This is a genomic window from Vibrio sp. 11-4(1), from assembly GCF_013048625.1.
Lineage (GTDB): Bacteria > Pseudomonadota > Gammaproteobacteria > Enterobacterales > Vibrionaceae > Vibrio > Vibrio diabolicus.
In genome coordinates this window covers 22118-34763 of record NZ_VHSY01000011.1, presented here as the reverse complement: position 1 = coordinate 34763, position 12646 = coordinate 22118, and the positions used below count along the sequence as shown (strand labels likewise).

11 protein-coding genes are annotated in these 12646 nt (G+C 44.6%); 5 read left to right on the top strand and 6 right to left on the bottom strand.

Features of this window, described 5'->3' with window-relative positions; all coding sequences use genetic code 11:
- Positions 1 to 4: 4 nt before the first annotated feature.
- Positions 5 to 1405, bottom strand: coding sequence for an undecaprenyl-phosphate glucose phosphotransferase (locus FKN16_RS19870; protein ID WP_170903410.1), 1401 nt, complete (start codon positions 1403 to 1405; stop codon positions 5 to 7).
- Between the two features lie 424 nt (positions 1406 to 1829).
- Positions 1830 to 2948 (bottom strand): maltose/maltodextrin ABC transporter ATP-binding protein MalK, encoded by a 1119-nt coding sequence (gene malK, locus FKN16_RS19865; RefSeq protein ID WP_005375271.1) that lies wholly within the window; start codon positions 2946 to 2948, stop codon positions 1830 to 1832.
- A 672-nt stretch (positions 2949 to 3620) separates the two neighbouring features.
- Between malK and malE the strand changes: the two genes are divergently transcribed.
- The 3 genes from malE to malG all read left to right on the top strand — a co-directional run bounded on the left by malE (position 3621) and on the right by malG (position 7356).
- Positions 3621 to 4799 (top strand): maltose/maltodextrin ABC transporter substrate-binding protein MalE, encoded by a 1179-nt coding sequence (gene malE / locus FKN16_RS19860; protein WP_005375272.1) that lies wholly within the window; start codon positions 3621 to 3623, stop codon positions 4797 to 4799.
- 79 nt (positions 4800 to 4878) lie between these two features.
- Positions 4879 to 6453 carry a maltose ABC transporter permease MalF gene (gene malF / locus FKN16_RS19855; protein ID WP_031780258.1) on the top strand — a complete coding sequence of 525 codons (1575 nt, stop codon included), beginning with the start codon at positions 4879 to 4881 and terminating at the stop codon, positions 6451 to 6453.
- A 12-nt stretch (positions 6454 to 6465) separates the two neighbouring features.
- On the top strand, positions 6466 to 7356 hold the full coding sequence (malG, locus tag FKN16_RS19850) for a maltose ABC transporter permease MalG (protein ID WP_005375275.1): 891 nt from the start codon (positions 6466 to 6468) through the stop codon (positions 7354 to 7356).
- Positions 7357 to 7718: 362 nt separating this feature from the next.
- Here malG and FKN16_RS19845 read toward each other — a convergent pair whose 3' ends face one another.
- The 3 genes from FKN16_RS19845 to FKN16_RS19835 all read right to left on the bottom strand — a co-directional run bounded on the left by FKN16_RS19845 (position 7719) and on the right by FKN16_RS19835 (position 9672).
- Positions 7719 to 7964: a hypothetical protein gene (locus tag FKN16_RS19845; protein ID WP_005375277.1), complete on the bottom strand. Its 246-nt coding sequence runs from the start codon at positions 7962 to 7964 to the stop codon at positions 7719 to 7721.
- A 171-nt stretch (positions 7965 to 8135) separates the two neighbouring features.
- On the bottom strand, positions 8136 to 8621 hold the full coding sequence (locus tag FKN16_RS19840) for an acyl-CoA thioesterase (protein WP_005392490.1): 486 nt from the start codon (positions 8619 to 8621) through the stop codon (positions 8136 to 8138).
- Between the two features lie 145 nt (positions 8622 to 8766).
- Positions 8767 to 9672: a DMT family transporter gene (locus tag FKN16_RS19835; protein ID WP_170903409.1), complete on the bottom strand. Its 906-nt coding sequence runs from the start codon at positions 9670 to 9672 to the stop codon at positions 8767 to 8769.
- Between the two features lie 98 nt (positions 9673 to 9770).
- Between FKN16_RS19835 and FKN16_RS19830 the strand changes: the two genes are divergently transcribed.
- Positions 9771 to 10559, top strand: coding sequence for a helix-turn-helix transcriptional regulator (locus tag FKN16_RS19830; protein ID WP_005385013.1), 789 nt, complete (start codon positions 9771 to 9773; stop codon positions 10557 to 10559).
- On the opposite strand, the gene FKN16_RS19825 is transcribed toward FKN16_RS19830, so the two are convergent.
- Entirely contained in the window at positions 10554 to 11471 is a 918-nt protein-coding gene (locus FKN16_RS19825; protein ID WP_170903408.1) for a M14 family metallocarboxypeptidase, read from the bottom strand. The genes FKN16_RS19830 and FKN16_RS19825 overlap by 6 nt on opposite strands.
- A gap of 172 nt (positions 11472 to 11643) precedes the next feature.
- On the opposite strand from FKN16_RS19825, the gene FKN16_RS19820 reads away from it, so the two are divergent.
- The gene (locus FKN16_RS19820; RefSeq protein WP_170903407.1) at positions 11644 to 12549 is read left to right on the top strand and encodes a DUF808 domain-containing protein; all 906 of its coding nucleotides are present in this window, start codon (positions 11644 to 11646) and stop codon (positions 12547 to 12549) included.
- The last annotated feature ends 97 nt before the right edge of the window (positions 12550 to 12646 follow it).

The window sequence follows — 12646 nt, the reverse complement described above, 5'->3', positions numbered from 1 at the left end:
AACCTTAGTAAGCGTTAGCACCAGTGAACCCTTTGAAAACGGTCATGAAGATGATTTTGATGTCCATCCAAACCGACCAGTGGTGGATGTAATCCAAATCAAACTCGACTCTCTTTTCCATTTTTTCTAAGGTGTCTGTTTCGCCGCGATAGCCATTAATTTGCGCCCAGCCAGTAATGCCCGGTTTTACTTTGTGACGTAGCATGTAGCGGTCAACAATCTGGCGATACTCTTCATTGTGTGCCACGGCATGAGGACGTGGACCAACAATAGACATGGTCCCTTGCAGTACATTGATAAATTGAGGCAGTTCGTCCAAAGAGGTGCGACGCAGAAAACCACCAAAAGGCGTAATGCGTGGGTCGTTCTTTGTCGCCTGTTTCACGTGAGGGCCTTGATCCATAGTGGTCATTGAACGGAATTTCCATACTTCAATCTTGCGTCCATCGAGGCCGTAACGATACTGTTTAAAAATGACCGGACCTTTAGAGGTCAGCTTAATGCCAATCGCAATGGTGAGCAGGACTGGAGAGATCAAGGCTAAAATAATGCTCGAAAACAAGATGTCTTCAAACCGTTTTACCCAGGAAGAAATTCCAGCAAATGGCGTATCAAATACGCTGAGCGTTTGAACTTGGCCGATTTGCGCCCAACGAGAATGCAAAAGGTTATAGGTAAAGAAGTCAGGAATCAGATACGTATTTGCGGTGGTGTCTGAGAATTGGTTAAGAAGCGATGCAATACGTTCTTTTGCGTGCATTGGCATTGCGATATAGACGTAATCCACTTCCCCTTTTTTGGCTCGCTCAAGAGCGTGGTCAACTGCCCCTTTAATAGGGTAAGCAGAATTTGGCAATCTGTCGGAAGAACGCTCATCGTAAAAGCCATCAAAAAGTACACCGTGTTCAGTGTGGTTTTGAATTTCGTTAGCAAGGGTAATGCCGTGAGGAGTTTGGCCGATGATTATTGCAGTACGAGTGTTGAATCCTTTTTTTCTTAAATAGGCTAATCCGGTACGGAATGTCACTCGCCATGCCAAAAGTAGAGCGGGCGTAATCGCAAACCACAATGCCAGAATAGTGTTATCAAATAAGTCATAGACTTCCGAAAAATACAGAACAATAAAGATAAGCGCGGAAGTTACTGCCCAGGCCACACAGACAATAATCATCTGCTCTTTAAACGAACTGGTTCGCCAAGAGCGGTACAGGTTGCCGCTTTCTGCCATAAATAGAAAGGAGATGCCTCCAACAAAAGCCAGTATGACGTAATCTTTCCCCATCGCAGTATTCATGTCTTTGAACACTAAAAGCAGCATAAAAGAGACGATGACAGCAAGATCTGAGATGCGATATAAAAAAGCGAACTCCATCTCGTGAGAGCGGATAAGTCCTTTTTGTTTCATGACTCAGTTTCCCTTCTTACACGCTACCGCCCTTGGGTGTCTCCCCCAATTGCCGTGTCGTGAGCGTTATTAGTAGTTGGTGAACAGAGCATTCTGTTGAATGCTTCTGAGTTTTTTGTCACGTGTAATTTCGTTGATAAGTGTAAAAATTTGCGTTGTTGAGGTAAGTGGAAATAAGAATGAAATTTAGACCTTTGGCTAAGTTTGGCGGGTTAGGAAAAAGCTGGTACTTACTCATGAGGGATGAGGAAAAGTATTAAAAATGAAGTATCAGTACAAAGACAATGGTTTATGTGAAGGTAGAAGAAACGGGTGATCTTATTCGTTAACGATTAATGATTTAGTATCGAATTACTTATATTTATTAGGATAAAAAAAATCCCTCTCAAGTGAGAGGGATTTATTGTGAATCAGGACGAATGAATTATTCGACTTCTACGCCGTTTTCTTTGTATAGGCGGCGGCATGCACGACCATCACTGTGGAACAGGTGACAACGGTGTGCTGGAATACCAATCTCGATTTTATCGCCGGTATCGACTGCGAGCGTGTCAGGCTGACGGAAAATAACGTCCGCGTCCGCACCTTCTAGGTTTAGGTATACTTGAGTTTCGTTCCCTAGCTTCTCAACAATCATCACTTCACCGTGAATGCTTGCATCAGCTTCAGAAGCGGATAATAGGTGCTCAGGGCGAATGCCTAAAGACATGCGGTCGCCACGGTTAACCGTCGTGCCATCCACTGGAATCCAGAAAGATACGCCATTAGATAGTTGAACTTTGACGCGCTCTGCTTCTACTTCATCAATGAATACGCTCATGAAGTTCATTTTCGGAGAACCGATAAAGCCTGCTACAAAGCGGTTTTGTGGGTAATGGTAAAGTTCAAGTGGCTTACCAACTTGCGATACATAACCGCCGTCTAGTACAACGATTTTATCTGCCATTGTCATTGCTTCTACCTGATCGTGCGTTACGTAGATCATGGTACAACCAAGTTGACGTTGTAGCTTAGTGATTTGCGCACGCATGTTTACACGCAGCGCGGCATCCAAGTTTGATAGTGGTTCATCCAGAAGGAATACATTAGGTTGCGATACCAGTGTTCGACCGATAGCCACACGTTGACGCTGACCACCTGAAAGCGCTTTTGGTTGGCGTTCAAGTAAGTGACCCAATTGTAGAATTTCTGCAGCCTGTTCAACACGTTTGTCGATTTCTGCTTTGTCTGCTTTTGCTAATTTTAAGCCAAATGACATGTTGTCATATAAGTTAAGGTGTGGGTAAAGAGCGTAAGACTGGAATACCATACCAACACCACGTTTGGATGGTTCGACGTCATTCATGCGCTGGTCACCAATATACAAATCACCTGAAGTAATGTCTTCAAGACCGGCAATACAACGTAAAAGGGTAGATTTACCACAACCTGATGGACCTACGAAAACAACAAATTCACCTTCGTTGATTGTTAGGTCTACGTTCTTAGAAATCAGTACGTCGCCATACGCTTTACAAACATTTTTTAACGTGACACTCGCCATGTAGCTCGTCCTCGATCAATTTTTTATTATTCACCGCTCATCATTATATGAATTATCTAGCGAGCAGTAACAGTAGGAATCGGTAAGTTATTGCGGTTGGTAAGAAAAGTAGGGTAGCACTTCAATAAAATGTCCTGAATAGAAGTGCTACCCATCATAGCCAAGTACGAGTTTCTCTCCCCCACATTATTCGTGTTGTCTCCCCCGTGAAATAATTACCACAAACAACACCAATAATGACATTCCACTCGTCTGGCAATGCAAAACCAGCAAATCTTTTTCCTAATACGTAGGCACTGCTGGGAAAGGGTTCTTACCATCCACTCTTGGATGACTGAAGTTTGTAAGATTGTGCGAGGTGCGACATCCTCCTAATAGAAATAATTGTAGGGGGAGTAGGTAGGGAGGAGTCAAAAAGGAGGAGGAATAAAGCAGTTGGTCGGAAATCACATTATTGCACCACCTAAAGTTGAAACCGATCACAGGAAGTATCTGTTTTGTGATTTGAGTCTCTTACCCTTGGCGATTTAGATCACGAAAATACGTCATAATTGTAAGGGCGTAGGGATTAGGAGGATGAGACATATTGGATTATTTCAGATGATATATGTCGGAATACGGCTGAACCTCAATGGACTAGCCCTACATCAAAAATATAAAAAGGATACGAACATGAAAAAGTTAAGCGCTGTAGCACTAGGTACTCTTGTTGCTTTGGGTTCTTTTGGTGCTAATGCTGCCATCGAAGAAGGACAACTTACTATCTGGATCAACGGCGACAAAGGTTACAACGGCCTTGCTGAAGTTGGTAAAAAATTCGAAGAAGACACTGGCATTAAAGTGACAGTGGCTCACCCAGATGGCCTTCAAGACAAATTCCCTCAAACTGCAGCGACTGGTGACGGTCCTGACATCGTATTCTGGGCTCACGACCGTTTCGGTGGTTACGCAGAAGCAGGCCTGCTAGCAGAAATTAAACCTTCTAAGAACATTCAAGAAGGTATTGTTGATTTCGCTTGGGATGCTGTACGTTACGACGGCAAATTGATCGGCTACCCAGTTGCGGTTGAGTCTCTATCTCTAATCTACAACAAAGACCTAGTTCCAAACCCACCGAAGTCTTGGGAAGAAGTTGCAGCGCTAGATGCAAAACTTAAAAAAGACGGCAAGTCTGCAATCATGTGGAACCTAAAAGAACCGTACTTCACTTGGCCACTAATGGCTGCTGATGGCGGCTACGCGTTCAAATACACTTCTGAAGGTTACGATGTTAAAGACGCTGGTATCGCGAAAGAAGGCGTTAAAGACGCAATGAGCTTCGTAAAAGGCTTGGTAGACAAAGGCGTGATCTCTGCAGATATGGACTACTCAGTATCTGAGTCTGCATTCAACCAAGGCAAGACAGCGATGACGATCAACGGTCCATGGTCTTGGGGCAACATCGAGAAGTCTGGCGTTAACTACGGCGTGACTACGCTACCTAAGTTCCAAGGTCAATCTTCTAAGCCATTCGTTGGTGTTCTAACGGCTGGTATCAGCACTGCGTCTCCAAACAAAGACCTAGCTGTTGAGTTCATTGAGAACTACCTACTAACAAACGACGGCCTACGTATGGTTAACAACGATAAGCCTCTAGGTGCGGTAGCGCTTAACTCGTTCCAACGTGAACTAGATTCAGATACTCGTATCGCTGCGACTATGGATAACGCGATGAACGGCGAAATTATGCCAAACATTCCTCAAATGAACGCATTCTGGGGCGCGGCTAAGAACGCAATCATCAACGTAGTTGATGGTCGTCAAACTGTCGATGCAGCATTGGCAGACGCAGAAAAACAAATGACTAAATAATTAAGTAAGACCTTTTTAAGGAGGAGGCAACTCCTCCTTACTTTTCTATATTTATTCTATATTCGCTAGCAGGTTCCCTATGCAGTCAGTTCAAGGTACAAATGCTATGACAGCACCAGAAGCCAGCCTTCCGAGCAGCAAAAAAGTGTTCATGAAATGGTCACTTTTAGGCACAGTCGGCATTATCAATGGCTACGCAACAATCCTTATGTATTCACGCGGTGAGATTGCGTTTGCACTACTTACGATCATTCTTACCGCTTTAGCGTTGTTCATCTTTGGTAGTAAAAAGACGTACGCACACCGTTACATCTACCCTGGTATCGCAGGGATGATCCTTTTCATTCTTTTCCCTCTGGCGTACACCATAGGTTTGGCGTTTACCAACTACAGCGCGAAAAACCAACTCTCTTTTGATCGTGCGCAGAGCGTACTTTTGGACAGAACTTATCAAAGTGGTGATAGCTACCCGTTCACTTTATATAAAACGGATCAAGGACATCAGCTTGTGGTTGAAAAAGATGGTGAGCTACTTGCTACGCCCACTTTTCAACTAGATAGCCTTTCAGCATCGGATCTTGACCTGTCTCCAATTGAAGAAGCTACGGGCGAGAAAGAATCAATCAAGACGATTGTTAAGAGCCGTAATACGTTGAGCAGTGTTGATTTGCATCTGCCGAGCGGTGAAGACATCCGCATGAGCGGGTTACGTAAGTTTGCGGCAGTTGTGCCTTTGTACACGCTGCAAGAAGACGGCGAAACGCTTTACAACAATCGTACTGAAGAGACGTTACGTCCAAATATGGAAGTAGGTTACTACCAACCTGTCGATGAAAACGGTCAGTTTGTTGGTAGCACAGTGTCTCCTGGCTTTGTGGTGAACATTGGCACACACAACTTTGAGCGTGTGTGGAAAGATGATGGCATCAAAGAGCCGTTTATCAGTATCTTTATCTGGACGATTGTGTTCTCAGCACTCACCGTACTATTTACGCTTGTAATTGGTCTTGTTCTAGCAAGTGTTGTTCAGTGGGAAGCATTAAAAGGCCGCTCGGTTTACCGACTCTTACTGATTCTGCCTTATGCGGTACCGGCGTTTATTTCTATCTTGATCTTTAAAGGTTTGTTTAACCAAAGCTTTGGTGAGATCAACATGCTTCTGGAAGGTTTGTTCGGTATTAGCCCTGCTTGGTTCTCAGACCCGTTCATGGCGAAAACCATGATCCTGATTGTGAACACGTGGCTTGGTTTCCCTTACATGATGATTCTATGTATGGGTCTACTAAAAGCGATTCCTGATGATTTATATGAAGCGTCAGCAATTGATGGTGCGAACTTTATTACTAACTTTACTCGTATCACGCTACCAATGATGTTGAAGCCGTTAACACCATTGTTGATTGCGAGCTTTGCCTTTAACTTCAACAACTTCGTGCTTATCCAGTTGTTGACAGGCGGTGGTCCAAACATGATTGGTACGTCAGAACCTGCGGGTTATACAGACCTATTGGTAAGTTACACCTACCGAATCGCATTCGAAGGTGCGGGCGGTCAAGACTTCGGTCTAGCAAGTGCAGTAGCAACACTTATCTTCCTATTGGTTGGCGCATTGGCACTTATCAACCTACGCGTAACTAAAGTAGCTCAGGACTAAGGAGAGATTACAATGGCAATGGTACAAGGTAAGTCATTAAAGTATCGTGTTTGGGCTACTCATATTGCGATGTGGGCATTCTTGGCACTGATTATTTTCCCTTTACTGATGATCATCGCGATTTCATTCCGTGAAGGTAACTTTGCAACGGGTAGCCTGATCCCAGACAACCCAACGCTTGATCACTGGAAATTGGCATTAGGTTTCTCGGTGACTAACCCAGACGGTACAGTTACACCGCCACCATTCCCAGTCATGACATGGCTGTGGAACTCAGTAAAAGTGGGTGGTATTTCTGCAATCCTAATCGTGGCGCTATCAACCACATCAGCTTATGCGTTTGCTCGTATGAAGTTCAAAGGTAAGAACACCATCCTAAAAGCGATGATGATCTTCCAAATGTTCCCTGCGGTATTGGCATTGGTTGCTCTATACGCGTTGTTCGACAAATTGGGTCAGTACATTCCTTTCCTTGGTTTGAACACGCACGGCGGTCTGATATTCGCTTACTTAGGGGGTATCGCACTGCACGTTTGGACGATTAAAGGCTACTTCGAAAGTATTGACTCTTCGTTAGAAGAAGCGGCGGCACTGGATGGTGCGACACCATGGCAAGCATTCCGTTTGGTATTGCTTCCATTGTCTGTGCCAATCCTAGCGGTAGTATTCATCTTGTCGTTCATCATGGTAATTGGTGAAGTTCCTGTAGCATCACTACTACTTTCTGATGTAGACTCGTACACACTTGCAGTGGGTATGCAGCAATACCTATATCCACAAAACTACTTGTGGGGTGACTTTGCTGCAGCTGCTGTACTTTCAGCAGTGCCAATCACTGCCGTATTCTTACTTGCTCAACGCTGGTTGGTTGGTGGTCTAACCGCTGGTGGTGTGAAAGGATAATCTCTTGTGGTCTGAGATTGATAAGAATAACTAGAAAAGGGCGACCACATGGTCGCCCTTATACGTAGCACGGATATTACAATTTTGGTTTGGCCGCCGATCAGTAATATCTTGGCTTTTATTGGCGTTACGCATAGCTGGCTGTTAGCTTAGTTCCTTACGATTCAATCACTAACAGTTTTTGTAACCATAACCTGAGTTTTGACTCAGGTTTTTTTATACCTGTTAAATACAGTTGTTCAATAAGCAGATAAAGATTAGCGGCTTTGCAATGGATTACACAGGGCTAGGAGAATGCCCTGCGTAGCACTTCACATAAATAACCTGAGTTCAGGTATCAGTAAAATTGAGGTAGGTAAGGATTAAAACTCTCGACTGGAGGGGGCACATCCAACGTATTGAAGCAGCGTGTATAAGCTTTCTTGCTGTAGTGCGACGCGACGAAATAAATTTGCAAAGGTGACATCACCGCCAAAGCAGGTTTGAATGTAATGGTTAATTTCTGTTTCGTTATACCCCTCGACGTACATGGTTCTTACCCACTGGTACTCGACCGCTTTTAAATTGGTCAACGTCTCTTCACTTAAGGTCGTTTCTTTTAGTCTCAAGATCCAAACTCTATCCAACTCCAAAATAGTGGAAGGATTTAAGCAAAGCTAGGTGAAGGATTTATGACAGAGGAGGCCGAGTGTGAAGCAAATGGCAAAACCATGATGTTGCTCCACACTCTGGTTATAAGTAACGTTGAGGTAGTCAATAGCGTTCTTAACGGAGGTAGGTTACTTGAGATATTTTACGTGCGCTTCCATCTCTTCCCCGATTTCTTTGCGCATGTTCATAAGGCGGATCGCGGATTGCTCCAAGGCTTTATCTTCATCAGATTCTGGAACCCATTTCGGCACGTCGGTTGGTTTCCCGTTCTCATCTACAGCAACCATAATAACGATACAGTGGGTGGTGAGTCTGTTTTTCATTTGCTTTGGGTCACTGGCTTGCACGTCAATCGCGATGTGCATTGAGCTTCGTCCGGTATAAATGACTTTCGCGCTAACTTCGACTAAGTTGCCGACATGAATCGGCGCAACAAAACGAATACCACCTGCGTATGCAGTAATGCAATATTTGCCACTCCACGCTGCAGAGCAGGCGTAGGCTGCTAAGTCGATCCATTTCATTACGGCGCCGCCGTGCACTTTTCCGCCGAAATTGACGTCACTGGGTTCTGCTAAAAAGCGAAGGGTAATGTCTCTTTGACCACTGCTCATCTGTCTTTCCTTGATGGGTTATTGTTTTTCCAATTTAGCAGCAAGATGAATTTTCGGGAATAGAGAATGAAACAAAATATTAACTTTTATTCGAACGCTGAAAACAAAAAGCCACAGCGTAGTTCTGTGGCTTGGGGAACTGGGATTAATTGGCGGTGGAGGCAATCTCAGAATTGGGCAATGGCTTTCTGTGTCGTATTTTTATTTGCGACAGGATAACGCCAGAGATGACTAACAGCCCACCAATAATGTGGTAAGCGTAAATTTTCTCACCAATCAACGTTGAAGCAAGTACGACAGAAACCACGGGCATTAAGTTCATGAACATGGCACTTGAATCAGCGCCAATTGAATCGATCGCTTTCACCCACATTAACGGCGCAAAAATGGAAGCCGCAATGCCAGCATAGGCGATTAATGGTAGCGCGTCTTGGCTTGGTAACAGTTGCTCACTAGAGAGCCAAAGTGGTGTAAGCATCACAACCGAGAAGAAGCCTTGCATGTAAACCAGAGTCAAACTACTGAACGGCATCTTCCAGCGTTTTAGCAGCACGCAATAAGCCGCGTATACCATGGCTGCAATCAGCATAAGGCTATCACCTTGGGTCATGTCTTGATGTAAAAAGTAGGTGATATCACCATGACCAAGCATAAATGCCAAGCCGCCGAGCGAAATGACACCACCGACGATACTTAACATTGATATAGATTTACCGAGCAATGGGACACTTAAAAACACACTGATCAAAGGAACTAAAGAGGTGATCAGGGCCATATTAGAGGCCGTTGTTGTTAAACCGGCATAGTATCCAAGTGACTGGTTGAGAACCATACCAAGTAACGCAAGAAACGCCAACTTAGCTAAGTAAGGTCGAATAATGTGTCGTTGTTTGATGATTGCAGGCAGGCAAAATGGCGTTAGGAGTACCATTGCGACAAACCAACGGTAGAAACTCATCGCACTTGGTTCAATGGCGCTCGCAGCCATCTTGTTCACAATTGAGTTACCACCCCAAATCATAACGGTGAAAAACGGAAGTAAATAAATCATGAGAACCCTATAGCACAATTATTGATGACGCTAGTCTGGCAGGTCTTTATAATAAAAAGTATCTCTTAAAAGACATCGTAAGCGATAGGAAGACAATTTTGAAAAAGAGCGCCAGAAATCTTCACCCCTCCTTATCAATCGATCGCGCACCATCGGATGTATTTATGAATTTTGAAGCGTTTCTCTCTAATACAGAAACACGAATTCATAGCCACCCTTGGGGGCAAGTGCAGCTGATCAGCGGTGGGATTCTGGAGATGGATGCAGAAGACACAAGATTTCTAGCACCTCCACATCTTGCTATTTGGGTTCCCGCCGGAATCCGTCACACGAGCTACAACCGTAAGCCAATCGAATATTGTTCTTTGAATATTGCCCCTGAATTGACGGCGCATTTCCCAACTAAAACGAGCTTGATCAAAGTGACTCCAATCGTGTCATCGATTATTGAGGACTTTCGTCAGCGAGACATTAACGTGGCGCAAACTGATGAAGACAAGCGATTGGTACAAGTGTTATTGGACCAGCTTGCAAAGCAAGAAGTCGAACATCACTTTTTACCGACAACCGACAATAAGTATCTTGAACCGATTTTAAAAGCAGTAGAAGAATCGCCGACGGATGAGATCAGTTTGGCGGAGTGGGCGGCAAAAGTGCATACCACAGAACGCACGTTAGCGAGACATTGCCAGAGTGAGTTGGGCATGAGCTTTACTGAGTGGCGCTTACGTGTGCGATATTTACATTCTATGGAGTTGCTGCGTAAAGGGCAGACCGTAAAGGAAGTCGCGTTGACGTTAGGTTATAACCAAGCTAGCCCTTTTATCGCAATGTTCAAGAAATACTCCGGCATGACACCGGAGCAATATAAGAACCGCTTATTATAACTGAGCCAGAACGTAATTCAGACCACCGACCACGGCTGCAACTTGCGCATCGTTGCACTCTTCGTCGGTCACCGTTGGGCTGTCTGGGTACACTTCCGTTGTCGTGCCGTAAACGCAATTTGTTACGCCGCCACACAGACCCAGCTTCACCATTGGGTAGTTGATAACGCCAAACTGTACGACTGGTGAACCAATGATTTCGCCATTTTCATCTGCAGGTGCAATGTGAGTCACTTTCGCAACCGATTCAATCACCGCTTTTTGAAACTCGGGTTGAGGGTTTTCACTATCTCCAACTGTGTAAAAACCGTCTGGGATCATGCCCTCGATGTACTCAATGCCATCACGAGCGGCAAGCGCAGGACGGAACTCTGTTTCATCGGAGTCTGTCGTTTCATGTAGATCAATGTGCATTAACACATCGCCTAAAGTTGCAACGAGCTTCATGAGGTTAGCGGACTCTTCGGCAGGGCTCTCTTCATAGAAAGAGCGGTTTGGATCAATCGCGTTTGGATTCCAGCGGTTGATCACCTCGTAACCCCAAGGGCTCACGCAAGGTGCAACGACAATATTGAAATGCTCTGCGTAGCGCTCTGCTTCTGTTTCTACAAACTTTAAAGCGCCATGTACACCGCTGGTTTCATAACCGTGTACGCCGCCTGTGACCAAAACAACAGGCTTCGTTGAATCCCAGTTGCGAGTTTTGATACAAAACAGAGGGAAACGTGCCTCGTTGTATGAGAGCGCACCGTATTGTTCAACATCAAAACGCTCGCGTAGGGCATCGATTTTACTGACGACTTCATCTTGGTAGCTACGTTTTACTTCTTGCGTTGCTAACCAAGCTTTACGTTCTTCTTCGCTCCAAGGTTGGCCAGGGGTACCGATTGGGTAAATGTATCCACTTTTCATCTATACTTTTTCTTTTGACTGCTGAAAGGTATCACAAGACTAGACCTGTCTTATCTTAACGGCAATATAAAACACCATTTGGGATAGTATTCTTTGCAAAATCATCACTTTGATGAGTGATTTATTGGTGTTACATTTTGTTACTTACTCAATTTCATATAAGAGACAAAAAATGGCTGGAGCAAGTTTACTCACACTGTTGGATGATATTGCCACGGTACTCGACGATGTCGCCTTAATGTCGAAAATGGCGGCAAAGAAAACCGCAGGTGTGTTGGGTGATGACCTAGCGTTAAACGCTCAACAAGTGTCTGGTGTTGCATCTGAGCGAGAAATTCCAGTGGTTTGGGCGGTTGCGAAAGGCTCGTTCAAAAACAAATTGATTTTAGTTCCTTCAGCATTGCTAATTAGCGCGATTATTCCATGGCTTATCATGCCACTATTGCTAATTGGCGGCTTGTTTCTCTGCTTTGAAGGGACAGAAAAGGTGCTTGAGAAAGTATTCCCTCACTCCCATCCGCACGAAGAAAAAGAAGAGTTAGTTAATACTGGCGAGTCGATAGAAGAGTATGAAAAACGCAAAGTTGCTGGTGCGATTCGAACGGACTTTATTCTTTCAGCGGAAATCATTGTGATTGCGTTAGGTACCGTGACTGGGGCGAGCCTTGTGACGCAAATCTTAGTGGTGAGCTTAATTGCAGTCATCATGACCATTGGTGTTTATGGCTTAGTAGCAGGCATCGTGAAATTGGATGACTTGGGCTTCTACCTTGAAATTCGCTCAAAAGGTAAGGGCTGGATGGCGAAAGTCGGCAGTGCTTTAGTTGCTTTTGCACCAAAGCTGATGAAGTTGTTAACGATAGTGGGTACTGCCGCGATGTTTTTAGTCGGTGGGGGGATTGTAGTGCACAACGTGCCTGCCATTCATCACTTTGTAGAGCCGATTATTATGAACTTTAGTGGTCATTCGGTTGCTACAGCGATTCTGCCTATTTTGCTTAACGGCATTATCGGCTTTGTGGCGGGTTTGATTGTGGTTGCTGTGTGGACTGCTGTAGAAAAAATTCGCGGCCACTAATAATCACAGCTCAAAACAAGACAAGAACAACAAGGGTCATGACTTCTTTTCACAGAAAGGCATGACCCTCTTTTATGGATGGAACGTCAGTAAAGTA